At 57.5% G+C, this 26,493-nt stretch carries 19 protein-coding genes and 1 tRNA gene; 4 read left to right on the top strand and 16 right to left on the bottom strand.

Annotated features, from left to right (window positions below):
• Window positions 1-17: 17 nt before the first annotated feature.
• The 6 genes from dinB to F5897_RS00480 form a co-directional block, all read right to left on the bottom strand.
• On the bottom strand, window positions 18-1,256 hold the full coding sequence (dinB, locus tag F5897_RS00505) for a DNA polymerase IV (protein WP_183304102.1): 1,239 nt from the start codon (window positions 1,254-1,256) through the stop codon (window positions 18-20).
• A 192-nt stretch (window positions 1,257-1,448) separates the two neighbouring features.
• Window positions 1,449-2,948 carry an Asp-tRNA(Asn)/Glu-tRNA(Gln) amidotransferase subunit GatB gene (gatB, locus tag F5897_RS00500; protein ID WP_183304101.1) on the bottom strand — a complete coding sequence of 500 codons (1,500 nt, stop codon included), beginning with the start codon at window positions 2,946-2,948 and terminating at the stop codon, window positions 1,449-1,451.
• Window position 2,949: 1 nt separating this feature from the next.
• Window positions 2,950-4,470 (bottom strand): Asp-tRNA(Asn)/Glu-tRNA(Gln) amidotransferase subunit GatA, encoded by a 1,521-nt coding sequence (gene gatA, locus F5897_RS00495; protein WP_183304100.1) that lies wholly within the window; start codon window positions 4,468-4,470, stop codon window positions 2,950-2,952.
• Between the two features lie 2 nt (window positions 4,471-4,472).
• Window positions 4,473-4,781 (bottom strand): Asp-tRNA(Asn)/Glu-tRNA(Gln) amidotransferase subunit GatC, encoded by a 309-nt coding sequence (gene gatC / locus F5897_RS00490; RefSeq protein WP_183304099.1) that lies wholly within the window; start codon window positions 4,779-4,781, stop codon window positions 4,473-4,475.
• A gap of 159 nt (window positions 4,782-4,940) precedes the next feature.
• Window positions 4,941-7,316, bottom strand: a complete 2,376-nt coding sequence (gene ligA, locus F5897_RS00485; protein ID WP_183304098.1) for an NAD-dependent DNA ligase LigA — start codon at window positions 7,314-7,316, stop codon at window positions 4,941-4,943.
• Between the two features lie 64 nt (window positions 7,317-7,380).
• The gene (locus F5897_RS00480; protein WP_124823993.1) at window positions 7,381-9,186 is read right to left on the bottom strand and encodes a DEAD/DEAH box helicase; all 1,806 of its coding nucleotides are present in this window, start codon (window positions 9,184-9,186) and stop codon (window positions 7,381-7,383) included.
• A gap of 54 nt (window positions 9,187-9,240) precedes the next feature.
• Between F5897_RS00480 and F5897_RS00475 the strand changes: the two genes are divergently transcribed.
• Together F5897_RS00475 and F5897_RS00470 are read left to right on the top strand one after the other, a co-directional pair.
• On the top strand, window positions 9,241-10,152 hold the full coding sequence (locus tag F5897_RS00475; RefSeq protein WP_246332162.1) for an SGNH/GDSL hydrolase family protein: 912 nt from the start codon (window positions 9,241-9,243) through the stop codon (window positions 10,150-10,152).
• Window positions 10,153-10,165: 13 nt separating this feature from the next.
• The gene (locus F5897_RS00470; protein ID WP_183304097.1) at window positions 10,166-11,362 is read left to right on the top strand and encodes an MFS transporter; all 1,197 of its coding nucleotides are present in this window, start codon (window positions 10,166-10,168) and stop codon (window positions 11,360-11,362) included.
• Here F5897_RS00470 and gluQRS read toward each other — a convergent pair.
• Window positions 11,359-12,306: a tRNA glutamyl-Q(34) synthetase GluQRS gene (gluQRS, locus tag F5897_RS00465; protein WP_183304096.1), complete on the bottom strand. Its 948-nt coding sequence runs from the start codon at window positions 12,304-12,306 to the stop codon at window positions 11,359-11,361. The two genes, F5897_RS00470 and gluQRS, sit on opposite strands and share 4 nt — an antisense overlap.
• Before the next feature lie 91 nt (window positions 12,307-12,397).
• On the opposite strand from gluQRS, the gene pdxY reads away from it, so the two are divergent.
• Window positions 12,398-13,249: a pyridoxal kinase PdxY gene (pdxY, locus tag F5897_RS00460; protein ID WP_124823990.1), complete on the top strand. Its 852-nt coding sequence runs from the start codon at window positions 12,398-12,400 to the stop codon at window positions 13,247-13,249.
• A 39-nt stretch (window positions 13,250-13,288) separates the two neighbouring features.
• The gene (gene trpB / locus F5897_RS00455; RefSeq protein WP_183304095.1) at window positions 13,289-14,614 is read left to right on the top strand and encodes a tryptophan synthase subunit beta; all 1,326 of its coding nucleotides are present in this window, start codon (window positions 13,289-13,291) and stop codon (window positions 14,612-14,614) included.
• Window positions 14,615-14,712: 98 nt separating this feature from the next.
• Here trpB and F5897_RS00450 read toward each other — a convergent pair whose 3' ends face one another.
• The 9 genes from F5897_RS00450 to rsfS all read right to left on the bottom strand — a co-directional run bounded on the left by F5897_RS00450 (window position 14,713) and on the right by rsfS (window position 26,489).
• Entirely contained in the window at window positions 14,713-15,774 is a 1,062-nt protein-coding gene (locus tag F5897_RS00450) for a DUF418 domain-containing protein (RefSeq protein ID WP_183304094.1), read from the bottom strand.
• 250 nt (window positions 15,775-16,024) lie between these two features.
• Window positions 16,025-17,725 carry a DUF885 domain-containing protein gene (locus F5897_RS00445; protein ID WP_183304093.1) on the bottom strand — a complete coding sequence of 567 codons (1,701 nt, stop codon included), beginning with the start codon at window positions 17,723-17,725 and terminating at the stop codon, window positions 16,025-16,027.
• A 90-nt stretch (window positions 17,726-17,815) separates the two neighbouring features.
• Entirely contained in the window at window positions 17,816-19,561 is a 1,746-nt protein-coding gene (locus F5897_RS00440) for an ABC transporter ATP-binding protein (RefSeq protein WP_124823987.1), read from the bottom strand.
• Window positions 19,551-20,669 carry an ABC transporter permease gene (locus F5897_RS00435; protein ID WP_183304142.1) on the bottom strand — a complete coding sequence of 373 codons (1,119 nt, stop codon included), beginning with the start codon at window positions 20,667-20,669 and terminating at the stop codon, window positions 19,551-19,553. The genes F5897_RS00440 and F5897_RS00435 overlap by 11 nt, the downstream gene beginning before the upstream one ends.
• Before the next feature lie 5 nt (window positions 20,670-20,674).
• Window positions 20,675-22,192, bottom strand: a complete 1,518-nt coding sequence (locus F5897_RS00430) for an ABC transporter permease (RefSeq protein ID WP_183304092.1) — start codon at window positions 22,190-22,192, stop codon at window positions 20,675-20,677.
• 129 nt (window positions 22,193-22,321) lie between these two features.
• Complete coding sequence (locus F5897_RS00425; protein ID WP_183304090.1) at window positions 22,322-24,136, bottom strand: ABC transporter family substrate-binding protein; 1,815 nt, start codon at window positions 24,134-24,136, stop codon at window positions 22,322-22,324.
• 277 nt (window positions 24,137-24,413) lie between these two features.
• The gene (locus F5897_RS00420; protein ID WP_183304089.1) at window positions 24,414-25,664 is read right to left on the bottom strand and encodes an FAD-dependent oxidoreductase; all 1,251 of its coding nucleotides are present in this window, start codon (window positions 25,662-25,664) and stop codon (window positions 24,414-24,416) included.
• 289 nt (window positions 25,665-25,953) lie between these two features.
• Window positions 25,954-26,026: transfer RNA gene (locus tag F5897_RS00415), tRNA-Ala, on the bottom strand.
• 94 nt (window positions 26,027-26,120) lie between these two features.
• Window positions 26,121-26,489: a ribosome silencing factor gene (gene rsfS / locus F5897_RS00410; protein ID WP_124823982.1), complete on the bottom strand. Its 369-nt coding sequence runs from the start codon at window positions 26,487-26,489 to the stop codon at window positions 26,121-26,123.
• Window positions 26,490-26,493 lie beyond the last annotated feature (4 nt).

Raw genomic sequence — 26,493 nt, 5'->3', positions numbered from 1 at the left:
TTTAACCGCGAGTAAATTCAGTCGATGATACGAAACCCTCCCGCATGTCCGCGGTTGCCGAAGCTGTTTTGGTTTTCCTCTGCTTGCTGCTGCGTTGATTCTAAAAGCCGCGCCGTTGTGATTGGCACGGAGCCGTATTTTTCTGCTATTTGGTCAGCTACAACGTCGATGCTGTGCCAGCGCTGGTTGTCTTCTTCCCACAGGGGTAACGCTGCGGTGTTTTCTTTAACCAGTTTTCCGGTGCTCACTCCTAAAAGTCTCACTTTTCGGCCCTCTGTCAGGAACTGCGTTACCAGCTGCATCGCAGTGTTGTAAATCACCTGGGTAGAGTTGGTAGGTTGCGCCAGACTCAGATGCGTGCCTCCGGAGGTGAAATCTTGCCATCTGACGTTTACCCCGATGCTGCCGGCTTGCATCCCAGCTTTACGCAGTCTGCGCGCCACTTTCTGCGACAGAAAGGAAATTGCGGCGGTAATCTCGGCTGGGTCGTTAGTGTCGTACTCAAAGGTGCTTTCGTTGCTGATACTTTTAGGGTCTCTGCTGATTTCTATCTCCCGCTCGTCTACGCCGCGCGCTAGCTGATAGAGCTTATCACCCATGGCTTTACCCACCAGCCGCACCAGAGAGCTGTGCGGGGTCTGATACAGGTCAGCTACGGTGTGAATTGCTCGTGCGTTAAGTTTTTGCACGGTTTTAGGGCCCACCCCATACACTTCAGTAACTGGGAGCTGATGCAAAAAATGCAGAGCTACGGCTGCTGGGACCTCGTAAACACCGTCAGGTTTAGCTTTAACCGAGGCGATTTTAGCGATAAATTTATTTGGCCCGATACCGACCGAACACGGCACCCCGAGCTCTTGCCACACAGTGCTTCTGATTTGCTCTGCTATGTGGCGGGGCTCTCCAAAAAGTTTAAGGCTGCCCGTGACATCAAGAAAACCCTCGTCGATACCGAGTCTTTCAACCAGCGGTGTAAAACGCTCAAAAATCTCAAAAACTCGCCGTGAAACCGCCTGGTAGCGTTCCATGTGCGGCTCCACTATTAAAAGCTCGGCGCACTGCTGCTTTGCCCGCACAGTCGGCATCGCGCTGCGAACACCGTATTTTCTTGCCTCGTAACTCGCACTCGACACCACACTACGACGGTTGTCAGTGGTAACGGCTACCGGGCGGCCTATTAGCCGTGCGTCATACAACCGTTCTACCGACACGAAGAAACAATCCATGTCGATGTGCATAATCACGCGCTGCTTCATAACACAATTTTATCGAACAAAACTATCGAACGCAAGTTCTAATTATGCTGTTTCTTGCCTGAAAATAGCGAGCGCCACAGCGCTCAACCACTCGCGACACCGCGCAAAACAGGTGATGGGCTCTGCTATCCAGAAACCCATCACCTGTTTATCTGCAGCCGCTGCTTACCTGCGCCAGATTCGAGCAGTGAACTACTGCGCAGCGCGCTCCAGCACTAGCTCCCGCACCCGAGCAGCATCAGCCTGCCCCTGCATCGCTTTCATCACCGCGCCAATAATCGCGCCGGCAGCCTGCACCTTACCGTCACGAATCTTCTGCAGCACGTCAGGCTGCGCCGCAAGTGCCTCGTCAACGGCCGCCGTTAGCGCTCCCTCATCAGACACGATCGCCAGACCACGCTGTGCCACAATTTCTGCAGCGCTGCCCTCACCCGCAATAATCGCACCGATAACCTGGCGCGCGAGCTTGTCGTTGAGAGTTCCGGCATCAACCAGCTCCACAACCTCAGCCAGCTGTGCCGGGGTGATGAGATCAGCGGCAGCTGCGCCCTGCTCGTTAGCGATACGCGCAATCTCGCCGGTCCACCACTTCCGCGCGGTCTGCGGCGTAACACCGGCTGCGACAGTGGCTTCAACCGCGTCCATTAGCCCCGCGTTCAGCACATCACGGAACTCTAGTTCACTAAACGCCCACTGCTCCCGCAGTCGGCGGCGGCGCACAGTTGGGTGCTCTGGCAACGCGGCGCGCAGCTCAGCAACTAATTCCGGAGATGGCGCCAGCGGCGCCAAATCAGGCTCCGGGAAGTAGCGGTAATCATCAGCATCGCTCTTTGGTCGGCCCGGGCTGGTCTCCCCTGTGTCCTCGTGCCAGTGCCGCGTCTCCTGCAGAATTTCCCCGCCATCAGCGAGAATCTGTGCCTGCCGCTGAATCTCAAACCGCACCGCACGCTCAATCGAACGCAGTGAGTTCACGTTTTTAGTCTCGGTGCGGATTCCGAATTTTTCGGTGCCGCGTGGCCGCAGCGAAACGTTTGCATCACAGCGAATATTGCCGCGTTCCATGCGCGCATCTGAAATCCCCAAAGATTTCACAATCTCGCGAATTGTTGCAACATACTCTGCTGCGATCTCTGGGGTATCCGCTTCGCCGCCAACAATCGGCCGCGTCACAATCTCCACCAGCGGCACACCGCCGCGGTTGTAATCAACCAGTGAGTGGGTTGCGCCCTGAATACGCCCGGTTGCGCCACCCTCGTGGGTTAGCTTGCCGGCGTCTTCTTCCATGTGCGCGCGCTCAATCGGCACGTGCACAACGCGCCCGCTCGCCAGTTCGATTTCAACTGAGCCGTCATACGCGATCGGATCATCGTACTGCGAAATCTGGTAGTCCTTCGCCATGTCTGGGTAGAAGTAGTTCTTGCGTGCAAAGCCGCTAATCTCAGCGATTTGGCATCCCAGCGCCAACCCCAGAGAGATTGAGTAGCGCACTGCCTGCTCGTTCACAACCGGCAGCGTGCCCGGCAACCCCAAGCAAACCGGGGTGACGTTGGTGTTAGGCTCCCCACCAAAGAAGTTTGGAGCAGCTGAAAACATCTTAGTCTTGGTGTTCAGCTCGACATGCACCTCAAGCCCGATTACCGGCTCAAACAACTCCAGCGCTTTGTCATAGTCCATCAGCTTAATTTTTGCCATTTTATGCACCCGCTTCCGCGCCAAAATCGCTTGGCATCTGTGCCGCAAACGGTTTCCCGTCGCGCGCTGTAATCAAACTTTCTAGAGCCGCACCGACGCGGTAAAGCCGCGCATCCTCGCACTGTGGCGCCATCAACTGCAGGCCCACCGGCAGCGAATCTTCTGCTGCCAGACCCACCGGCAGGCTGAGCCCTGGAAGCCCCGCCAGGTTTGCCGGAATAGTGGTGGCGTCGTTGAGGTAGTTGAGCATTGGATCACTGACGCGCTCGCCCAGATCCCAAGCGGTAGTGTTAGAGGTCGGCGCGACCACCACATCAACCTGCTCAAACATCGCGTTGAAGTCTTGCTGCACCAGGGTTCGCACCTTTTGCGCGGAACCGTAGTAGGCATCATAGTAACCCGCAGACAGCGCGTAGGTGCCCAAAATAATACGGCGCTTTACCTCGTCCCCAAAGCCAGCGGCGCGGGTCGCGCCCATCACCTCGTCGACGGTGCCGCCGTTTTCTGGCTCTACCCGCAGCCCGAAGCGCACCGAGTCATAGCGCGCCAGGTTGCTAGAAACCTCTGCCGGCATAATCAGGTAGTAAGCAGCTACTGAGTATTCGAAGTGCGGCGCTGAAACCTCAACGATTTCCGCACCGGCCTGCCGCGCCAGCTCCAGCGCAGCTTCAAACTGCTCGCGCACGCCAGGCTGAGTGGCTTCGCTCAGCAGCTCTTTCACCACACCAATTTTGACGCCGCGCAGGGTTGCAGGATCCGCTCCCTCACGCGCCGCAGCAGCCATTGACGGCCACTGCGTCTGCAGCGAGGTTGAATCATGCCAGTCGTAGCCACAGATAACGTCGTGCAGCAGTCCGGCATCAAGCACGGTGCGCGCACACGGCCCAATCTGGTCGAGCGAAGAAGCCATCGCAATCGCACCGTAGCGGCTCACCCCACCATAAGTTGGTTTAACGCCAACGGTGCCGGTTAAAGCGCCAGGCTGCCGGATTGATCCCCCGGTGTCGCTGCCGAGTGCCAGAGGTGCCTGCAATGCAGCGACTGCGGCGGCGGATCCACCACCCGAACCACCCGGCACCTTTTTGAGGTTCCAAGGGTTCTTCACCGGACCGTAAGCTGAGGTCTCGTTAGCCGAGCCCATCGCGAACTCATCCATGTTGGTTTTGCCGAGCAAAATCATGCCGGCTTCGCGCGCTTTAGCAACCACGGTTGCGTCAAACGGCGACATATACCCCTCAAGAATTTTTGAGCCGGAGGTTGACGGCATATCGGTTGTCACCAGCACGTCTTTCACTGCTAGCGGCACCCCCGCAAGCGGCGGCAGCTGTTCACCTGCGGCACGGCGCTTATCGATGTCACGGGCGGCGTCAAGCGCTGCGGCGTTTACGTGCAGGAAGGAGTTAAGCTCCTCGTTGGTTGCCGCGATTCGCTCCAAAAACGCCTGCGTCACGGCTTCGGAGGTAAACTCCCCTGCCTGCAGCCCGGCAGAAATTTCAGCGGCAGTTAAAGCTGTGTAATCCATCTTTACTGTTCCTCCCCGAGAATCGCGGTGACCTGGAATTTCCCTGCGGCATGCGCAGGAGCGTTTTGCAGTGCCTGCTCCTGTGTCAAAACATCGCGCACCTCATCAGGGCGAGACACATTGCGTAGCGGCACCGGGTGGCTGGTTGCTGGAACATCTGCTCCGGCAACCTCGCTAACCTTCGCGATTGCGCCCAGAATCTGCCCGAGTTGCGCAGTTAGAGTGGTTGTTTCTTCTTCGGAGAGGGTGATGCGCGCAAGCCCCGCGAGGTGCTCGACAGTTTCCCTCGTAATTCCGGCGTTTTCTGCCATTTTTCTCACTGTCTTTCAGGGATTAGAAATAACTAATCTAGTTTACACTGCAAATATTTTTATCACCCGAAAAATTAGGGTTGTGGCGCTACCTTGCAACCGCGCGACCTAACGACGGTGCGGCCCGGCCCGGCCACAGCATTTCACTGACCGCGGGCGTCACAGCTCTAACGCCGCCGGCCCCATCGTCACCAAAACCTTAAACTGCGCCGCGTCAAGCACCGGAATCCCGAGCTCCTCTGCTTTCGCAAGCTTCGAGCCGGCGCCCGGCCCGGCGGCGACATAGTCGGTGTTCTTCGAGACACTGCCGGCAGCTTTCCCGCCGGCGGCAAGAATCACTGCTTTCGCTTCTTCCCGACTGTAACCCTCAAGTGAGCCGGTTGCCACCACGGTGAGCCCGGTTAGTGGCCCCTCTGCCGCTGCAGCGGCACCCGGGCCGGGGTGCCCCGGGGTGTAAAGTCGCACTCCTGCGGCTTCCCACCGGGTGATAATGTCACGGTTTTCTTGCTGCTGATACCAATTAATAATCGCCTGCGCGGTTTCTGCAGCGATTCCGGGCACAGCGGCCAACTCTTCAGCGCTGGCATTAAACAGCGCTTCAAAGGAACCAAACCAGGCCGCCAAATCGCGCGCCACAACGGGCCCCACATGGCGAATACTAAGCGCCGCTAAAAGCCGCCACAATTCGCTGGTTTTAGCTTTTTCCAGCTGCTCTAAAAGTTTTTCCGCGGTTTTAGAAGGCACCGCAACAACGTGATTCTTGGTGATTTTAGCGCGCCGCCGCTCAGCCGGAGTCAGCTCCTCAGCGCCCGGCGGGTAACGCTTCTCCAACCGTTGAAACGGTGCAGTTAATAGCTCCCGCAGCTCTGCCTCTGGCCGCACCATTCCAGTCTCGGGGTCTTTCGGCTCGTACGGCTGTCCACTGTCCGAATCGAGCTTATAGGCTGCCAACGGCACCAGATCTTCCAGCCGCAAATCAAACAGCTCAGCTTCACTTCGCAGCGGCGGTTCTGCCCGCTGGCTAGGATTGTCCGCCGCATACGGCTCTGCCAAAGCGCGAGCAGCAACTTCCCCGAGAGCTTCAATATCAAGCACTTTGCGGCTGCCCAGATATTCAATACGCCCGGCCAGCTGCGCCGGACACCCGCGGGCATTCGGGCACCGCAGATCCACATCTCCATCTTTCATCTGCACCAGCGGAGTGTCACACTTCGGACAGTTTTTTGGCATCTCCCAGATACGCTCGGCGCCGGTGCGTGCACTCTCAACCGCACCCAAAATCTCCGGAATCACATCGCCTGCTTTGCGCAGCACAACGATGTCACCAAGCCGCACACCCTTAGCGCGCACCACGTCCTGATTGTGCAGAGTAGCACTGCGGACGGTGGATCCCGCAACGTGCACCGGCTCCATCACCGCATACGGCGTAACACGCCCAGTGCGTCCCACTCCGCAACGGATATCCAACAGTTTGGTGTGCACCTCTTCCGGAGGGTATTTGAAAGCTGTTGCCCACCGTGGCGCCCGACTGGTGGCTCCAAGGTACCGCTGCTGCTGCAAAGCGTCAACTTTCACCACAACGCCATCAATCTCATGCTCGATACTGTGCCGGCGAGCCGCATAACTCGCGATAAACTCCAACACCTCAGCAGACTTCTCACACAGTTTGTTGTGCGGCGACACCGGGAGCCCCCACCCAGCCAAAAGCCGATATGTTTCTGCCTGTGACCGCAGCTCACCGCCATCCCAAGCACCGATGCCGTGCAGGTAGAGCGAAAGCTGCCCCAGCCGTTCGCGCATCAACAGCAGCTCTTGCTCGTTTTTGCCGCGGGAAAGCTGCCGGATAGCGCCGGCAGCGGTATTGCGGGCGTTAGCAAACTCCGGATATTTTACCGGCGGGCGCTGTTGCGCTCCACGACCGGGCTGCCAGTTTGCTTCATACTCTGCCTGTAATTCACGTTGCCGCGCTTGAATCTTTGCAAAAGCTGCGGTTTCGTAAAAGACCTCGCCGCGCACCTCTACTGTTTGCGGCACGTCGAGCCCGTCAAGCCGCTGCGGAATGGCCGGAATCAGTTTTGCGTTAGCGGTGATATCCTCGCCCACAACACCGTCGCCACGGGTCGCAGCCGTCACCAGTTCGCCGTTTTGATACGTCAAACTGATCGCCAGGCCGTCAATTTTCAGCTCCGTCAACCAGGTTACCGGCTGCCCTACAGCGGCTGCTGTTTTCTCCAGCCACCCGGCAAGTTCTTCCTCACTGAAGACGTTATCAAGCGAGTACATTCGCTGCAGATGCTGGTGCGGGGCGAAGCCGCTGGCGACCGGCGCCCCGACCGCGCGGGTCGGGCTATCCTGCCCGGCAAGCTCTGGCCAGCTGCGTTCCAGCGCAGCAAGTTCCGCGAGTAGATCATCGTACTGCGCGTCGGCTAGCTCGCTAGAACCATCTGTGTAATAGGCAGTGCGAGCACTGTCAAGCTGCTGTGTCAGCTGTGCTACGCGCTCCTTAGCAGCCAAAAATTCTGGTGTTTGCTCCACATCTTTAAGGGTACTAAAAGTGGCTGAGCGGCGCGCGGGGTGGCTGATCCGCACCCCGAAAATCTCAGTGAATGCGGCGCTTAAGTAAATCGATACGCGCCTGCAGCTGCGTCACCGAAGCCTTGGAAACCTGCGGACCACCGCACACGCGACGCAGCTCCGCGTGAATTGCGCCGTGCGGATCGCCGGTGATACGGGCGTAAATCCCGACGAGTTTGTTCAGCAGCCGCCGCTGCTCGGTGAGCGTCCGGTGCAGCGCCTCAGGAGCCTCAGCAACCTCCGGTGCGTGCTCGGTAATCCCCTGCCGCGCCGCCGCGTGCCGCGCCTGCCGCGCCTGCCGCTGCAGCAGCACGTTACGCACCTCGCTCGCGTCAAGCAATCCCGGCAGCCCCAAGAAGTCAAGCTCCTCCAGACTCTCAACCGCGGCGTAGCCACCAAATTCTGCACCGTCAAACACCGCGCGATCAAAGTTTGCCTCGCTCGCGAGCGCCTTGTAGGAGTACTCGCTCAGCAGAGCCTGTGAGGCTTGATCTTCTTGATTTGCGGCGTCTAGCAGCTGCTGTTCAGCGTCCAGCAGTTCTTCCGCGCCGCGCGCCAAATCAAGCACGTGGTTGCGCTGTTTTTCAAGGTCGGCAGCGAGTCCCAAGAGGTTCGGCACATTCGGCAGAAACACGGTTGCCAGTTCACCGCGGCGGCGGCTGCGCACGAAACGCCCAATCGCCTGCGCAAAAAACAATGGCGTGGAGCTGCTGGTGGCGTAAACCCCGACTGCGAGCCGCGGCACATCGACACCCTCTGACACCATCCGCACCGCCACCATCCATCGCTCTTTACCGTTGCCGCTAAAAGTTTCGATGCGTTCTGAGGCGCCGGGATCATCAGACAGAATCACTGCGGGTTTTTCGCCGGTTATCTGCTCCAGCATCGCTGCGTAGGCTTTCGCCGCAGAGTGGTCGGTTGCAATCACGAGCCCGCCAGCATCTGGCACATGCTGACGCACCTCGGTCAACCGCGTGTTAGCGGAGCGCAGCACAGCGGGCATCCAGTCGCCCGCGGGATCTAGCGCCGTCCGCCACGCCTGCGCGGTAATGTCTTTGGTGTTACCCTCGCCGAGCCTGGCCTCCATGGTTTCACCCGCGGAGGTTTGCCACTGCATTTTCCCGGCGTAAACCATAAACACCACTGGCCGCACCACTCCGTCTTGCAGCGCACGACCGTAACCGTAGTCATAGTCGGTGATTGAGAGTTTGGTGCCGTTCGGTTGCGGCGCATACTGCACGAATGGGATCTGCGCGTCGTCGGAGCGGAAAGGGGTTCCGCTGAGCGACAGCCTCCTGGTGGCGGTGCTGTATGCTTCTCTAATGCCGTCACCCCAGCTCAGGGCGTCGCCGCCGTGATGCACCTCGTCAAAAATCACCAGGGTGTCAGCGCGTTGACACACCAGCTTGTGCTGCACCGGTTTGAGAGCAACCTGCGCGTATGTCACCACGATTCCATGATATCCGGAGCCGTAGTTGAGCCCCTCCGCATTAGCGTAGCGCGGATTGAGTTTAATGCCCACTTTCGCCGCGGCATCTGCCCACTGGGTTTTTAGATGCTCCGTGGGTGCCACCACAATCACCTGTGTTACTACTTTCGAGCCACGCAGAATTGCGGCGAGGCGCAGCGCGAAGGTGGTTTTGCCCGCGCCCGGGGTTGCGGCGGCTAAAAAGTCACGCGGATTAGTTTCGAGGTACTTGTTAATTGCCTCTTCCTGCCACGCCCGCAAACTGCCAGCGGTGCCCCAGGCTGCACGCTCTGGGAAGGCTGGCGACAGGTGCTCTGCAGCGTAACTGCCGGGCACGTGTAGCGGATTAGCAGATTCGGTCATAGAGAACTAGGATAAACTGGCAACCTGAGCAAACAGCTGATGAGCGGGGGCACTATGGCCAAGAATAGCAGCGATTTTAAAAATAAGATTTTACGGATGGTGGATCGCGCCGCCAGCACCGGTGCCATCACTGTGCAGGCGGCCCGCGCCCGGGAGGCTGCTGCCGCTAACGTGGGGCGCCAGCTGCCGTGGCACCGAATGGTGGTTATCGGCGATTCTTTTGCGGAGGGTCTCGGTGATCCGGAGCCGAGTGTGCCCGGTGGTTTGCGGGGCTGGGCTGATCGGGTGGCGGAGCAGTTTGCGCTTTTAAACCCTGATTTTGCTTACGCCAATCTGGCTGTGCGCGGGAAAGTTATCTCGCAGATTATGGAGGAGCAGGTCGATAAAGCGCTGGAGCTGAAACCGGATATCGTGTTTATTTCGGCCGGCGGTAACGATGTGCTGCGCCCCAAGAGCGACCCCGACGAGGTGACCGCAAAAATGGAGCAGATTGTGCGCCGCTTCAGCGAGATTGGCGCCACGATTGTGCTGTTTAGCGCCTTCGATGTGGCTGACGCGACGGTTTTCAAGTCGGTGCGCAGTAAGGCGGCTGTCTACTCTATGAATCAGCGCGTGATTGCCGATAACTACGATGCTTATGTGGTGAACTGCTGGGGTTTGAAGGAAACTCAGGATTTACGCTACTGGGCTGATGATCGCCTGCATCTGAATCCGCTGGGCCATCACACGGTGGCGCTCGCGGTTTTGGATACCCTGAATGTGCCACATCAGCTGGTGCCGCTGCAACCGCAAGAGGTGCCGGAAAAGTCGTGGCGGGAGGCTCGCAAAGACGATATTGTGTGGGCTCGCGAGTATTTGGTGCCGTGGGTTGTGCGCCGCATTCGCGGGGTCTCAAGCGGCGATAATCTTGATCCGAAACGCCCGGAACCGCTGCCGGTGACTCCGCCAGAAGCAACCACTAACTAGCCTGAAAGCCAGTATGAAACATCGCAGCCTCGCGGTCACCGCCGCGGTTATTTCGCTTGCCCTGGGCGGGTTTGGGATCGGTGCCACCGAGTTCGTGGCGATGGGTCTGCTGCCTGAGATGACCCAGGACCTGCTCGCCGCAGCCTATCAAGCAGATCGTGACGCTGCGCTGGGCACTGCGAGCTGGTTTGTAACCGCCTACGCGGTTGGCGTGGTGTGCGGCGCTCCCCTAATGATTGCACTCTCGACTCGTCTCAGCTATAAGGCATCGCTGCTCCTGTTTGCCGGAATTTTTGCGCTCGGCACAGTTTTCACCGCGGTTGCGCCGAGCTTCGAGGTGGCGGTTGTGAGTCGTTTTCTGGCGGCGCTGCCGCACGGTGCCTATTTTGGGGTGGCTCCGCTGGTTGCCGGACAGTTGCTAGGGCCGGCAAAACGCGGAGCCGGTGTCGCCTATGTGTTGTTGGGTTTAACGGTGTGTAATCTGCTGGGGGTGCCACTGTTTACGGCGCTCGGCCAACAGACGGGGTGGCGCACCGCTTACCTGGTGATTGCCGGAGTTTTCGCGGTCGCACTGCTGGCCATTTTGATCACGGTGCCGCGCCTGCAACCAGCCACCGCAATGACTCTTCGCACCCAGCTGGCAGCTTTTAAGAGCGGCATGTTGTGGGCGGCGGTAGCCGTGGTGGCGCTCGGCATGGCGGGATATTTCGCTCTGTACTCTTATATTTCTCCGGTGGTCACCGAGCTTGCTGTGCTGCCGCTTGGCCTGGTGCCGTGGGCGCTGGCAACCGCCGGTTGCGGCATGACTTGCGGCACCTTGCTCGGCGGAAAACTAGCTGACCGTAATCCACAGGCAGCGCTACGCCTTGCGCTACTCACCTTCACCGCGGCGTTAACAGGGACCGCACTGATTGCGCATCTGGCACCGCTGCTTTTCCTCGGGATTTTCGTGTGCAGTGCGGCCTCCAGCATGCTGGTGCCGCCGGCTCAGCTGTGGCTGATGGATATCGCTGCGAAGGCTCCGGTTTTGGGAGGAGCTCTGGTGCACGCCGCGTTCAACGCCGCAAACGCTTTGGGAGCTGCCGGAGCAGGCGCGGTTATCGCTGCCGGCTTAGGGTTTCGGGCACCGCTCCTGTTTGCTGCGGTGATGGGTTTTCTGGGGCTCGGCAGCTATCTTTTGGTGCGTGCGCGCACCACTGCCACGGTCTAGGCTGCGGTTTTAAAGAGGGCAGGTGGATCCACCACCCATGCCTGCTGCGGTAACTGTTGTAGGCTAAAACGCGGCACCAGGTCTGCCGCGGTCACTGTTTCGCCCGGGTGCGCGAGGTTTAAGGATTGCGCTAGCACCTGCAGCACCTGCTCCGGGGTGATGCCTTGGGCAGCTAAATCAACCAGGGTTACCGCGCCGTCACGCTTTGCCAGGCGGGCACCTGCCGGGTTTAGCACCAGCGGCACGTGGGCGTAGCTGGGCTGCGGCAGCCCCAAAAGTTGCCCGAGCAGTATTTGCCGGGGGGTGGAGCTGGCGAGGTCAGCGCCGCGCACAATCTGGTCGACTCCGGCTGCGGCGTCGTCTACCACGGTTGCGAGGTTGTAGGCGTAGGTACCGTCGCCGCGGCGCAGCACGAAATCGTCGATGTCCGCGCTTTGCTCGCCCAGAATCTGGTCGGTGAAAGTGCCTGCAGTGACCGGGGTGCGCAGCCTGATTGCCGGCTGTCTAGGTGCGATGGCTGCGAGCGCCGCAGCTTTTTGTGCCGGGTCAAGGTTGCGGCAGGTGCCCGGGTAGGCGCCTGGCGGTGCGTGCGGCGCGGTGGGTGCAGCGAGAATGTCTTTGCGGCTGCACACGCACTCGTAGGTGAGATTGGCTGCGGTGAGTTCTGCTAGTGCTGCAGCGTAGTGCGCGGTGCGGTCGCTTTGGTATACGATTTCACCGTCGTGGGTCAGCCCGAGGCTTGCGAGCTGCTGCAGCTGGGCAGCGGCATATCCAGCGTCACGGGCACGGTCAAGGTCGTCGACGCGCAGCACGAAGCGACGGCCGGTGCTGCGTGCTGCCAGCCACGCGACTAACGCGGTGCGGAGGTTGCCGAGGTGCAGGTTCCCGGAGGGGCTGGGAGCGTAACGCCCAGCTCCTCCCGTAAAGTTCGCAGCCGCTGTCATACCTGTTAGCCTATCGTAAGCATTGCGGGCGCGGTGGCTGTGTTACCGCGCGGCAGTGCGCTCTCGTGCGGGAGTGTGTCAAAATTAGTTTATGCGCATTTTATCTATTCAATCATCTGTTTCTTACGGTCATGTCGGTAACTCCGCAGCGGTTTTCCCGCTGCAGCGACTAGGGCACGAGGTTATGCCTGTTTACACCGTGTGTTTCTCTAACCACACCGGCTATGGTGCGTGGCGTGGCCCGCTGATGAGCGGCGATGATGTGCGCGAAATCGTGACCGGTATTGACGAGCGTGGCGGGCTTGCAGACTGTGAGCTGATCCTTTCTGGTTATCAGGGTGGATCATCGATCGGCGATGCGATTCTCGACGCGGTCGCGAAGACCAAAGAGCGTAACCCGGCTGCGGTTTACTCCTGTGACCCGGTGCTCGGTAATGCCAAGTCTGGCTGCTTTGTGGCTCCCGAGGTGCAGGAGCTGATCCGCGACCGGGTAGTGCAGCACGCTGACATTATCACTCCGAACCAGTTTGAGCTGGGCTTTTTAACCGGCACTTCTCCGAGCGACTTAGCTTCAACGCTTGAAGCGGTAAAGCAGGCGCAGCAGATTGGGCCACAGACAGTTTTGGTAACCAGTGTGGAGCGGCCTGAGATTGGCGATGACGAGATTGAGATGCTGGCAGTTTCGGGTGACGAAGGCTGGCTGATCCGCACCCCGCGTCTGCCGTTTAAGGCGAATGGCTCTGGTGATGTGACCGCGGCGCTGTTTGCATCGCACTTTGTGAGCGGCAAGTCGCTGCGAGAGGCGCTGGAACTCACCACCGCGAGTATTTTTGAGCTGCTGCAAAACACCCTCGATTCTGGGCAGCGGGAGTTGCAGCTGATTGAGTCTCAAAACAGCTATGTCGCGCCACAGCGCGCTTTTGTGGCGGAGCGCGTGCTGTAGGCCAGCTACGCCGCACACAATCTTCGGGAAGGACAAATAATGACTGCCGCACAAAACACCCGCAAAACTCTGATTGACGCCTACTTTGGGGATTTTGGCGGTCAATATGTTCCGGAGCTTTTCCTGCCGGCGCTGGATGAGCTTGAAAAAGCCTATGTTGAGGCGCTGGAGGATCCAACTTTCCAGGCGGAGTTGGAGTCACTGTATCAGAACTTTCTGGGTCGTCCGACTCCAATTACGGAGTGTGCGAATTTGCCGCTTGAGGGCAAGGGTAACGCCCGGATTTTCCTGAAACGGGAAGATTTGGTGCACGGCGGCGCTCATAAAGGCAATCAGACTATTGCGCAGGCGCTGCTCGCGAAGCGGCTCGGCAAAAAACGTTTGATTGCGGAGACCGGCGCGGGCCAGCACGGCACCGCGACCGCGATGGTGGCGGCGTTGATGGGCATGAAGTGCACGATTTACATGGGTGCTAAGGATGTTGCCCGGCAGCAGCCGAATGTTTATCGGATGCGGTTGATGGGCGCTGAGGTGGTTCCGGTGCAGGCTGATGCCGGCAACGGGCTGTCTGACGCGATTAATGTCGCGCTCACTGACTGGGCTGAAAACCTTGCTGACACCCACTATCTGCTGGGCACAGCGGCTGGTCCGCACCCTTTCCCGAAGCTGGTGAAAGAGTTCCAGGCGGTGATTTCGCGGGAGTCTAAGCCGCAGATGCTAGAGCGCACGGGCCGTCTCCCTGATGTGGTTGTGGCTGCTGTTGGTGGTGGATCCAACGCAATCGGCGCTTTTGCGAACTATCTTGACGACCCTGAGGTGCGTTTGATTGGTGTTGAGCCTGGCGGCGAGGGCCTTGAGACCGGGCGCCACGGCGCACCGCTGTGCACTGGGCGGCCCGCGGTGCTGCACGGTTCACGCTCTTACGTGATGCTTGATGACAATGATGAGGTGCTCACCTCGCACTCGGTGTCTGCCGGGCTAGACTATCCAGGGATCGGCCCGGAGCACGCTTATCTGTTGGAGACCGGGCGAGCAGAGTATGTTGCGGTGACTGACGCGGAGGCACTGCAGGCGTTCCGACTGCTGTGCCGTTACGAGGGTATCATTCCGGCACTGGAGTCGTCGCACGCTCTAGCGTATGCTTTAAAACTTGCCGCTGCGGCTCCCCCTGTGGAGCCGGGCGAGCAACCACTCTGCATTCTGGTGAATCTCTCTGGCCGCGGCGATAAAGACGTGGAGTACGTGCGGGCGGTGCTCGACGATTTGGCGGCGCAGGATCCGGCAACCACCACAGTGAGCAGCCCGCGGGTTGCAGAGGTCCTGGCACAGCTCACAGACGAAAGCAACGCCCGCGAGGGTATTTAGCGTACGCGCAGCGGCGGGCTTGGCGGAGTTCCAAAATTATCTCCGCCAAGCCCGCCGCTGCGCTGTCTCCCCAGAGTTTTACTTGTCTCCCCAGAGTTTTACCTGTCTCCCCAGTAGCTAACTCGCCGCCACAGCTGTTCGAGTGGGCCTTGCTTGAATTTGGTGAGCCACAGGACGCTGCCGATCCACTGTAAAAGCAGTATCGCAAAACACAGCGCTGTCATTGTCAGCCACATTTTCTGGCCGCTGTCCCAAACCCACCCTGCTTGCGCCGTGACTAGCTTGATTGCTGTCATTAGCACTGTGGCGCCGAGGTAATTGGTGAGCGCAATTTTTCCGAGCGGGCGAAATATTTGTCGAATCACCGGCCCGATGCTACTGTGCGCCAGGGTTACGATGCTACAGGCGTAGGTGAGCATGAGCAGCAGTCCGGTTGCTGCCATGAACGTTTCGCTGCGATAGTAGTTTTCGTTTGTGAAGGCTAGCCACACGCATAGGCTGCCAGCGATGATTCCGAAGCCGGCTGCCGCGGGTTGCCACCAGGCGAATCTTTCCAGTGCGACGATCAGCGGCAACTCTGTTCCGGCACTCGCCTGCGACGGTGCTGCCTTCATAGCCGCTTTGCCGCTCCGTGGCGTGCCCAGCGTCGCTCCGAGCAAGAAAATTCCCGGTATCAGGGTGATACCGCCCCCGGTGTACCACAGCGACAGCATCGTCAGCACGGCGCCGCCAATCAGGGTGACATACCCGAACCAACGTCGCGGCAAGAAGGTCAACGGCAAGAGCAGCAACAGTGCACAGATGGCGTAAGGCAGCAGAGCTTCGCCGGGCTGCAGCAGCTGATGCAGGATTCCCAGCAGCAGGAGCAAAGCGAAACGGCGCAACAAAATCAGCCGTGGCCGACGGCGCCGGTGCTCAATTTTAAACCACAAGAGCGCGAAACCGATGCCGAAAAGCAAGCTAAACAGCGGGAAGAAACGCTGCTGGATAAACAGGTCATAAAACAGGTGCACCGTCATGTGACCAGCGGCATACTGTGGCCACTCAGCATTAAAGGTTGGTGGCATATTCACGAACAGAATCCCGCACAGCGCGAAACCGCGCAGCACGTCGAGCATATCTAAGCGTTTAGTGGTGTCTTGGGCGGCGGCCGATGCCAAAGTAGCTCCTTCATCTGGGCTTCCGATGCCGCCTGTAGCGGCACACAAGTTTCTTACTTTATTGGTGCCGACTGTGAGAATCCTGAACGCTGTTTTTCGCCTGTGACTGGCATAGCAAAGCGGTGCGGCGGAATGATCCACCGCACCGCTTTAAAGGGTTACGCAGCTGCTGTCTGCCTATTTTCAGAGCTTTGCTGCTAGCAAGAGGCTCGCTGTGTCGCCAGCCTTTGCTTAGATAGCCAACGCCTTACTATTTAGCAAGTGCCTTGCGGAGGCTGTCCAGACCCATGGTGCCAAGCTTCAGCGCCTCGGTGTGGAACTCTTTCAGGCTCATGCCGTTTGCCAGGGCTTCTTCCCGCAGCTGTTCCCAGACACGCTGCCCGATCTTGTAGCTTGGCGCCTGTCCTGGCCAGCCGAGGTAGCGGTGGAATTCGAAGTCCAGCTGCCCCGGTGAAGTATCGAGGTTCTGCTTCAGGAACTCGTAGCCTGCTTCGGCGGTCCATACGCCGCTGTGACCAATCTTCTCAGCCCACTCTGCCGGAATCTCAAAACCGCAGTGCACACCGATGTCGAAGACCACACGGGCGGCGCGCATCCGCTGCGCGTCAAGCATGCCCATGCGGTCACCCAAATCGCTCAGGAAACCGAATTCTTCCATCAGCCGCTCTGCGTAAAGCGCCCAGCCTTCGCCGTGACCGGAGACCCAAACTCCCTCGGCACGGTAGCTGTTGAGGGATTCTGCCATCGCGGTTGCGGTTGCGATCTGCAGGTGGTGTCCTGGCACACCCTCGTGGTATACGGTTGAGGTTTCTGCCCAGGTGGTAAACTCAGTCTCCCCTGGCGGTACTGACCACCACATCCGGCCCGGACGCTTGAAGTCGCTCGACGGACCGGTGTAGTAGATACCACCGTCTTGGGTTGGTGCAATCATGCATTCCAGCTTGGTCATTGGGCCTTCGATTGCGAAGTGTTCCCCTGCCAGCGCGGCAACTGCCTTGTCGCTGAGATCCTGCATCCAAGCGCGCAGCGCGTCTGTGCCGTGCAGTTTGCGGGCTGGGTCGTTGTTAAGCACCTCTTTTGCTTCGGCGATGCTCGCGCCCGGCTTGATGCCGACAGCTACTTCTTCCTGCTCTGCGATGATGCGTGCCAGCTCTTCAACACCCCACTGGTAGGTCTCTGCGAGATCCACGGTGGTGCCGAGGAATGAGCGGGAGTGCAGCTGGTAGCGCTCGACGCCCACACCATCTTCGACAGGAGCAAGTGGCAGCAGGGTTTCTGCGATGAAGTTGCTGAGTTTAGTGTACGCTGCCTTGGCTGAGGCTGCTGCCTCCTGTGCGCTGGCGGTGAGGCCGGCATCGGCTGCGATGGCGTCGGCTGCGAGCTGGTCGAAGAAGCCCTCGTCTTTACCGTAGTCGGCAAACTGCTCAACTACCAGTTTGAGCTGGCGTTTTGCAGCAACGCTGCCTTTGTTGGCGTAGTCTTGCAGGGTTTCGATGTGCCCGTCGATGGCTGCTGCCACATTTGCCATACGACCCACGATGTGCGCGTGTTCTGCGGCGGTGTCGCGTGGCATCAGGTCGAAGGTCATGCGGATTTCGTGTGGGATTGTGGCTAGCGGGTTCAGCTCCCAGCTGCCGAGGCCAGCTTCCCGCTGCTCCAGCAGCAGGCCGAGACGTTCCTGCATGACGTCAATGGTGACCACGTCCACCTCATCGGCCGGTGCTACCTCTCTCAGTTCTGCTAGCGCATCGCGCGCAGCCTGATAGTAGAGCTCTTCACCGGCTGGGCTGTAATCAGCGTACTCGGTTTCGCGCCCGGCACGGCCGGCCACGGTTGCTGCAGCTGGATCCAGCTCCAGCAGCCTTTCATAGTATTTGTTTGCAATCGCGTCTACTGCGGTGTGCTCACGATCGATTTTCAGGGCCTCTGGGAGGCCTGCAACCTGCGCCATTTCTCTCCTTCTGTGGTAGTTGGCAAAGTGTGAAGTTTAGTGTCACTGCTAAGGGTGTCGAAAACTTTGTTTCCGACACCCTTAGTGTTTTTAGATTGACAACCCGCTTACGCCCAGAATACGATTGCGCTCTTCGCGTTTAGAGCGCTGCTCGTCTGGGTCTGGCACTGGCGCTGCAGCCAGCAAGCGGCGGGTGTAGTCTGCCTGTGGGTTATGCAGCACTTCGCGGGTGCTACCCTGCTCTACCTCGCGACCGTCTTTCAAGACGAGCACTTTGTGGGCGAGCATATCAACGACTGCCAGATCGTGCGAAACGAACAGGCAGGCAAACTCGTAACGGCTCTGCAGTTCGGCGAACATATCCAACACGGCTGCCTGCACTGACACGTCCAACGCACTGGTTGGCTCGTCAGCAATAAGCACGTCTGGGTCGAGCGTCAGAGCACGCGCGATTGAAACACGCTGCCGCTGACCACCGGAGAGCTCGTGTGGGTAGCGGTTCACAACAGAGCGTGGCAGCTTCACTGCGTCGAGCAGCTCGTAGGCGCGCTCAATGCGGCTGTTTTTGTCGCCAACCCCGTGAATCACCATTGGCTCGGTGATAATGTCACCGATTGGGAATCGTGGATCAAGTGACGCTGCCGGATCTTGGAAGACCACTCCGATTTGCTTGCGCATCGCGCGAGTTTCAGCTTTGCTGAGGCTGGTGAGCTCGCGCCCGTACAGCTTCATGCTGCCCTGCGTGATTGGTAGCAGACCGAGCACGCTCTTGGCGATGGTTGATTTACCAGAGCCTGATTCACCCACGAGACCAAGAATTTCACCCGGTGCCACGTTGAACGACACATCGTGCACAACAACTTTCTTCTTGCCGCGGTGTTCGTAGGCAATAGAAATGCTGTTTGCTTCCACAGCGTATTTGGTGTTGGCAGCTACCGCTCCGGTTACTGGGTTTGGCTCTGCCACGGTCAGGGTTTCACCCAGACGCGGCACCGCTGACAGCAGGCGCTGGGTGTAAGGGTGCTGCGGGTTTTGCATCACCTGGCGCACGTCACCGGTTTCTACCAGCTCGCCGCGCAGCATCACGCAAACCCGATCCGCCATATCCGCAACCACACCCATGTTGTGGGTAATCAGCAGAATACCGGTGTTCAGCTTGTCCTTGAGGCTGCGCAGCAGCTCCAGAATTTCGGCCTGCACGGTTACGTCAAGCGCGGTGGTTGGCTCGTCAGCGATAATCACCTCTGGGGAGCAGCTGAGCGCCATCGCAATCACGATACGCTGCCGTTGCCCGCCAGAGAACTGGTGCGGGTACTGCTTCAGACGGTTTACCGCATCCGGAATACCAACCATTTCCAGCAGCTCAACCGCGCGCCGTTTCGCCTCGTTACCGAAGGCGATGTTGTGCACGTTGAGTGATTCCATCAGCTGGTCACCAACGGTGAGCACTGGGTTCAGTGCGGTCATCGGCTCCTGGAACACCATTGCGACACGGCGGCCACGCAGGCGGCGCAGCTGCCCAGCTGACATCTGCAGCACGTCGTCGTCGCCGAGCAGCACTTTACCGGTGATGTGCGCGTTTTTCGGCAGCAGACCCATAGCGGTGGAGCTGGTCACTGATTTACCAGAACCAGATTCACCCACCAGCGCCACTACCTCGCCCGGCTTCACATCGAAGCTCACGCCCTTTACAGCGTCAACCTGGCCGAACTCGGTGTCAAAGCTCACCTTCACGTCCTGGAAGGACAGAATTGGCTTGCCGTCGCGGCTGTCGTGACGATACACCACGTTGGTTGAGGTGGTGATTGTCGGCAGATCTTTCTTTCTAGCGGCCATCAGTGTCTCCTTCTACGCTTTTTGCGTCCTGAGCAGCGGCGGCTTTGGCAGCAGCTACCTTGCTCGGGGCGACAGCCTCCAGTGCCTCTTTACGCCCGAAGAATCCGAGCAGCGCAGCACGACGGGATTTAATTTTTCCAGATTGGCGTGGATCGAATGCGTCACGCAGACCGTCACCGATGAAGTTAACGGACAGGGTGATTGCAAGGATCATCAGACCTGGCCACCAGAACAGCCATGGCCGAGTGGTGAAGGCGTTCTCGTTCTGGCTGATGAGCAGACCCAGTGAGGTGTCAGGCGCTTTCACACCGAATCCGAGGTATGACAGTGAGGTCTCCAGCAAAATCGCAGCTGAAATCGCAAAGGTTGCGTTCACCACAATAACGCCGATGGTGTTTGGCAGCAGGTGCTTGAAGATTACACGTGCTGGTTTTGCGCCCATTGAGACCGCAGCAGCCACGAACTCTTTCTCCCGCAGTGAAAGCACTTCACCACGCACCAAACGGGCTAGCGAGGTCCAGGTAACGAGGCCGAGCACAATTGCCAGCGGCAGAATGCCACCCTCGCTAAACACAGAGGACAGTTTACCGAGCACCGCAGCCAGTGCGAGCAGTGGAATCACGATCACCAGGTCAGTCATACGCATCAGCACAGAGTCGACCCAACCACGGAAGTAGCCCGCGATGGCTCCGATGATAGCACCGATGAAGGTTGAGATAAGGCCCACCACGAAAGCAATCACTAGTGATTGCTGGGTGCCGCGCATTACCATCGCGAAGTAGTCACGGCCAAGGTGGTCCTGACCCATTGGATGACCAACTGAAATGTCAGGCACACCGCCGTTGATAACAGCACCAGTGGCAGTGTATGACTTATTCCACCAGCCAGGGATGTTACCCACACCGATTGAGGTAAAAGCCAGCAGGATAACTACCAGCAGCACGATGCCTGAGATTACGGCGCCGGTGTGGCTCCGGAAACGGCGCCATACCAGCTGGCCCTGGCTGTAAGATTTGCCAGTTTGCTGGCGTAGTTTCGCGTCTTCAACCTCAGCAAGGTTGTTGATGTCGATGCTGTTTGTCTGTGGTTTAAGATTCTGGTTATTCATGATGCTCACACTCGAATCCTTGGGTCAAGCACGGCATACAGGATGTCTGCCAGCAGATTGAACAAAATTGCTGTGAAGCCAGTTACCACGAAGAACGCCATAACCGGTGCTGGGTCTACCTGTTCCAGGCCAACCTTGAAGAGGTCACCCATGCCTTTCCAGCCAAATACCTTCTCAGTGATAACCGCACCACCGATCAGACCCGCAAAGTCAAAAGCCATAATGGTGGTGATTGGAATCAGTGAGTTACGGAAAGCGTGCTTCAGAATAACCTGACGCTCGTTCAACCCCTTTGCACGTGCAGTGCGGATATAGTCCTGGCGCGATACTTCAAGCATTGATCCACGAGTGTAGCGTGAATAGCTCGCGATAGATACCAGAGTCAGCAGGATGGTTGGCAGCAGCAGCTGAGTGCCTTTATCAATGAAGACTTCCCAGAAGGAGCCGCTGAAGTTCGGGGTCTCAGAACCGATTGTGCCAATCGGGCGACTCACTCGGTTGAGATAGACCGGCCAGTACAAGAATACCTTGTCGGCGAGGATCGCGAGACCCATCATAAACGCGGTGATTCCGCCCACGGTTGCTGCAACTCGACGAGAGTAGCCGCCGACGATGTTACCGACAGCGATTCCGATACCGACCGCTAGCAGCGCCAGCAGGAACAAAATGAACCAGTTTGGATCATCCAGCAGCCAGAAGGTTGCGTAGTAGGCTACGAAACCAATCGCCGCGGTAATCAGACCACTCAGCAGCACCTTGCGGTTTTGCAGACCAGCCATCAGCACGGTTGCAATAACCGCGACCGCAACACCGATAGCGAGAACACCCGCAGGGCCCAGCTGTGGGTGCTGTGCAAAGTTCATGAAATTCATAACCATCATGCTGATGATGATGAAGGCGGCGGTGACACCTGCGGTAAGCAGACGACGCTTAAGGTCGCCGGCCATTGCTGCCTGCACAACCAGAGCGCCCAGAATTGCCACTATCGTCACTGCTAGCGGACTGTATTCGGGGTTTGCAATCCAGTTGTTAAACCCAATCGCCATGTATTCTTTCAGCAGCACTGCCGCCCAGAACACAGGCAATGAGAAGAATAGGAAGGTCAGCAGGGTTACTGCATAGTCAAGACCAGAGTACTGACGAATCGCGGTCACGATACCAACTGCGATACCGATCACGATTGCCAGCAGCGTCGCGATAATCACCAAACGCAGCGTCGCTGAAGCGGCAAGCAGCAGGGTTTCATTAACGCTCTGGCCAGAACGGTTCATTCCGAAGTCACACTGACCAATAAAGCACTTTGAAACACCGCCGAGCCAGTTCAGGTAGCGCTCATACCATGGCAAATCAAGGCCCATGGTTTCGATGCGCTGCTGCATCAGGTAATCGCGGTTTGCTGAAGTATTCTCACGAAGATCAGCAAGCGGGTCGCCGGCATTAATCACCAGCACAAACATTAGTATTGAGGCGCCAAACATTACCAGCACGGAGCTGCCTAATCTGCGCAAAATATATTTCAACATGGAAGTTTAACTTTCTATGTAGTTGCAACTACTGCTGTAGCAACATACATAAACTCTAATACAAAATGAAGGGCTCAGGGAACAAAACCCCCTGAGCCCAACAATTTTTTGCTCAATTAAAGGACAGATTTACTCTGCTTTATCCTTAATGAATACCCACTGGTGGAGGTTCCAAACCAGATCAGACTGGGTTGAGTTCGCACGTACGTTAGCCAAATCTGAGTTGTTAGCTGCGATACCTGGGTGAGTGTACAGTGGGATGTTGAACAGGTTCTCCCACAGCAGCTTCTCTACCTCTTTGCGACCTTCCAGCTGCTGTTTTGGATCAACAGTTCCGGTAACGGTCTTCCATGCCGCGTCAACAGCGTCGCTCTTGAACTGGCCGTAGTTCTGCTGGCCCTTTGAACCAGTGATGTTCTCACCACTTGCAATCTGACCTGAACCTGCCCAAGCGAACAGTGCCACATCGTAGTTACCTGAGCTCAGGTCACCGTCAGGAGCGAAGAAGGTATCCGAACCCTGGTCAACAATGTTGAAGCCAGCCTGGTCACATGATTCCTTAATCAGAGCAACGGTATCGGTACGACGTGGGTTTGGCTTGTTGTAGCCAAGACGTACGGTTGGGTTAGCAACGCCTGATTTTGCAATCAGTTCTTTAGCCTTTTCGATGTTTACCTCATCGTAGCGGCCGTCGTAGCTGTAATCTACAACGTCCTTGTACTCAGGCTGGAAGTTGAAGAACTCGCGCGCGTTAAGCACAGCAGCTTCTGGGTTGATTGGCTTAATCAGGTTGTCTACAATCTGCTGACGTGGCACGCAGTATGCAAATGCCTCACGCAGCTCTGGGCTAGCAGCAAATACGCCACCACCAAAGTTGTAATCCAGGTGTTCGTAGGTCATGGTTGGGAACTGGTGAATCACAACTGAGTCACCCATGCCCTGCAGCTGGTTCAGAGTGTCAACGGTAGCCTGTGGCTGAATCGCGTTCAGGTCACGGTTCTGCAGCGCCTGTGCGTGAGTTGACGGATCAGCGATACGGACAGTCAGGGTCTTGGTAGCTGCTGGAGTACCCCAGTAGTTTTCATTAGCTTCCAGAGTAATTGACTGGCCTGGTGAGAAAGCTACCAGCTTGTACTGACCGTATGATGGGTACAGCTCTGGGTCACCCAGCTTGGTGGTTACGTTCCAGCCGGTGTTCCAGAATTCAGCAGCCTTCTTCAAAGCTTCGCCGTCTTTGTTTTGTGCAGCGGTCAGCAGCTCGTCCTTAGTCATGCCAACCTGCTTCGCTACAACGTGTGCTGGCAGGATACCGCTAACCAGAATCTCCCAGTCTGCGTATGGTTCTGGGTAGGTCACCACGAACTCTTTAGAGCTGAATGACTCAGCCTCAACACCGCCAGGCACCTGGGTACCGAAGTCGAGCGATACTGGATCAAATACAGTGTTGCCCTCGGCATCCTTGGTCTCTGGGTTTTCAGTAGCCCACTTGAAGATGAAGTCGCCAGCAGTGATTGGCTCACCGTCAGACCATACAGCCTTCTCGTTGATGGTGTACTTAACCTTGAGTGGTGACTCAGAGATCTTCTCGTACTTACCGAACTCTTCGTTCGGGTAGATTACACCATCGGTGCCACGGTAGTTAAAGCCGTTTGACATCCGCTCATATACATAACCGTTGTATGTAGAGTAGTTGTCAGCGTTGAGGTAGTTGTATGAGGTGAAGTTATCACCGCTACCCCAGCGGATCTCACCCTCAGCGGTGGTCACGTCACCGAGATCAGCGTAACCGGTGTTGGTTGGCTGCACGGTGTACTGCTGACCGCTGGTCTTGCTTGCATCAGCCTTGTTTTCGGTGGTTGGGCCGCCTGGTGCACATGCTGATAGCAACAGTGCTGAACCAGCAGCCAGCGCAAGCGCACCTGTAAATTTGGTATTTTTGTTCAAAATCGACTCCTTGGTACTGTGTCGTCTGGTTTGATTTTGACACAACCCACAGATTGCTGTGAGTTAAAAATCTAACCAGTTGTGACCACTTTAGCCGGAACTTTTACACAACGTAAACTTATGACACTAAGATTAAGCTATTTGTTACTCAGCCGTAATCATTGCTCAAGCCACAACCGGCTGGCGCGATCCACAAATGCCCCTTAAATTATCATGTCCCTCGATGCTTTTGCGCTTTCAGCACAGCTCAACTGCACTCCACACCAGAAACACGCGACTACTCCAGCACCGCGTTAAACAGCTCGGCGGTTGCGGGATGCGTGTAAATTCCCGCTCCCAGCTGCTGCGCGGTAATGCCGTGTCGCATCGCCAGCGCCACCATATTGATCAGCTCTTGCGCGTCCACGCAAAACAGTGTAGCTCCGAGGATCTCATCGCTTGCGGCATCAACCACAAATTTCGCAACCCCCGCTGTCTGCCCCAGAATCTTCGGCCGCGGCACGATTGCGAGGTCAGCAATATTCGCCTGTCGCACCACAATTTCCCGCGTTGCGGCTGCTTCCTTGGCGGTTGAGCCCACGGTTGCTAGGGGTGGATCAATAAACACTGTGCTCGGCAACACTCGCCCTTTCCGGCTGCGCTCCTGCTTGCCCCATCGATGTGCCATCACAATGCGGTGATCATCGTATGACGCGTATGTAAACTGCGGCGCCCCGGTCACGTCACCAACCGCGTACACTCCCGGAATATTAGTTTCGCAGTGCTCGGTGACGGTGATTCCGCGCTCGGTGTAGGCAATTCCGGCAGCCTCCAGCTGCAGCCCTGCCACGGCTGGACGGCGCCCCACCGCCATCAGCACTAACTCTTCTTGCAGCTGCTCCGGAGCTTCCACTCGCTGATCCACAATTTCAATGCCCTGCTGCGTCAAATGTTCCCGCACCGCCTGCGCAATGTCTGAGTCATACTGACCCAAAAACTCTGGCGCCCCGTTATAAACTTTGACCCGGGTGCCAAAGCGCTTAAACATCGTCGCGAACTCCAGCCCAATCGGCCCGGCACCAACAATCGCCAGCGACTCCGGTGCACTTGTCAACTGCTGAATAGATGTGGAATCGTGGATCCGTCCCGCCGCCGTGACCGTGCTCACGGCCCCGGTGTTAATGATGATGGTGTCGGCGGTAAGCTCCAGCTGGTCGCCCACAACGATAGTTTTGGGGCCGCTAAAGCTGGCGATTCCGGTAACCAGCAATACCCCTTTGCCTTCCACCATTGCTTGGTTGGCGCTGTTGAGCTTTGCGATGAAATTATTGCGCGCTTGCTGTGCATCCTTGTAGGGCTGTCCGGCTGCGGCTTGTGTGAGCAAAAATTTTGTCGGGACGCACCCGATATTAATGCAGGTGCCGCCATACATCTGCGGATCCGCCTCCACCAGCGCAACTTTATCGCCTGCTGCAGCGCGTTTCGCAGCAATGGTTTTACCGGCTTTTCCGAACCCGATAACACATACGTCTAGAGAGAGCTTTTGCATCTTCAGCCTTCCTGCTTGATTCTTTTCTTCGCTAGGCACGCTGCCACCGCTGCCATGAACCTCACTGCGTAACCGAGCCACTAAACCGCAGCTGCCATCAAGCCACTGCGACAGCAACAGCTGTATCTAGCACGGCGGTTTTCAGGTCGCGCTTCGCAGCCTCAGCCGCGTAAGTATCATTCATGCTACTCCCCTTCGCTGAATACACTGTCTCCACGGGATGATACTACTCTGCAAAGCAAAAGTCCCAAGGCGCATGAATAAATTCACCCTGGGACTTCACAGTTTGTGGACCTGACGGGAATCGAACCCGTGACCCCCTGCATGCCATGCAGGTGCGCTACCAACTGCGCTACAGGCCCTGAAATCGGCCGAATACTCGACCGACAACTTTTTTAGTATACATAAAAAGCAAGGAACACGCAAAGCGAGCGTGTTCCTTGCTTGCATCGTGTTTTAGCCAGCTAAATACTGTGACACGTCAATTTTTCTGCCGTCATCCCACAGCCGCTCGAGGCTATAGAACTCGCGCTCTTCCTGGTGGAAAACATGCACGATAAGGTCACCGAAATCAAGCAGGATCCACCTGCCGGTTTCTCGCCCTTCACGACGCAGGGTTTTCACACCCGAGAGGTTCAATGCATCTTCGATTTCGCGCGCGATTGCTTGTACGTTGCGTTCAACGGTGCCGCCAACAATCAGGAACACATCCGCGTAGCCGAAAACCTCTGAAACCTCGAGCGCCACGGGATCTAGCGCATCAACTTTCTGACCCGCCTGCAACGCGATTTCCAGCTGCTGCGCAGCAGTTAATTTTTCTACCATTTAT

Origin of the sequence: Canibacter oris (genome assembly GCF_014197205.1) — a bacterium.
In the GTDB taxonomy this organism is placed as follows: Bacteria; Actinomycetota; Actinomycetes; order Actinomycetales; family Microbacteriaceae; genus Canibacter; species Canibacter oris.
The sequence above is the reverse complement of the archived record's forward strand: the minus strand, read 5'-3'. Positions and strand labels throughout refer to the sequence as shown.

Bases quoted from the DNA above. Each gene is read 5' to 3' on its own strand.
- trpB (WP_183304095.1), top strand. From the start codon at position 13,289: ATGACTGCCGCACAAAACACCCGCAAAACTCTGATTGACGCCTACTTT.
- F5897_RS00440 (WP_124823987.1), bottom strand. From the start codon at position 19,561: ATGGCCGCTAGAAAGAAAGATCTGCCGACAATCACCACCTCAACCAAC.
- F5897_RS00430 (WP_183304092.1), bottom strand. From the start codon at position 22,192: ATGTTGAAATATATTTTGCGCAGATTAGGCAGCTCCGTGCTGGTAATG.
- gluQRS (WP_183304096.1), bottom strand. From the start codon at position 12,306: ATGACAGCGGCTGCGAACTTTACGGGAGGAGCTGGGCGTTACGCTCCC.
- gatB (WP_183304101.1), bottom strand. From the start codon at position 2,948: ATGGCAAAAATTAAGCTGATGGACTATGACAAAGCGCTGGAGTTGTTT.
- F5897_RS00475 (WP_246332162.1), top strand. From the start codon at position 9,241: ATGGCCAAGAATAGCAGCGATTTTAAAAATAAGATTTTACGGATGGTG.
- F5897_RS00420 (WP_183304089.1), bottom strand. From the start codon at position 25,664: ATGCAAAAGCTCTCTCTAGACGTATGTGTTATCGGGTTCGGAAAAGCC.
- F5897_RS00435 (WP_183304142.1), bottom strand. From the start codon at position 20,669: ATGAATAACCAGAATCTTAAACCACAGACAAACAGCATCGACATCAAC.
- pdxY (WP_124823990.1), top strand. From the start codon at position 12,398: ATGCGCATTTTATCTATTCAATCATCTGTTTCTTACGGTCATGTCGGT.
- F5897_RS00445 (WP_183304093.1), bottom strand. From the start codon at position 17,725: ATGGCGCAGGTTGCAGGCCTCCCAGAGGCCCTGAAAATCGATCGTGAG.
- gatA (WP_183304100.1), bottom strand. From the start codon at position 4,470: ATGGATTACACAGCTTTAACTGCCGCTGAAATTTCTGCCGGGCTGCAG.
- gatC (WP_183304099.1), bottom strand. From the start codon at position 4,781: ATGGCAGAAAACGCCGGAATTACGAGGGAAACTGTCGAGCACCTCGCG.
- F5897_RS00480 (WP_124823993.1), bottom strand. From the start codon at position 9,186: ATGACCGAATCTGCTAATCCGCTACACGTGCCCGGCAGTTACGCTGCA.
- rsfS (WP_124823982.1), bottom strand. From the start codon at position 26,489: ATGGTAGAAAAATTAACTGCTGCGCAGCAGCTGGAAATCGCGTTGCAG.
- dinB (WP_183304102.1), bottom strand. From the start codon at position 1,256: ATGAAGCAGCGCGTGATTATGCACATCGACATGGATTGTTTCTTCGTG.
- F5897_RS00470 (WP_183304097.1), top strand. From the start codon at position 10,166: ATGAAACATCGCAGCCTCGCGGTCACCGCCGCGGTTATTTCGCTTGCC.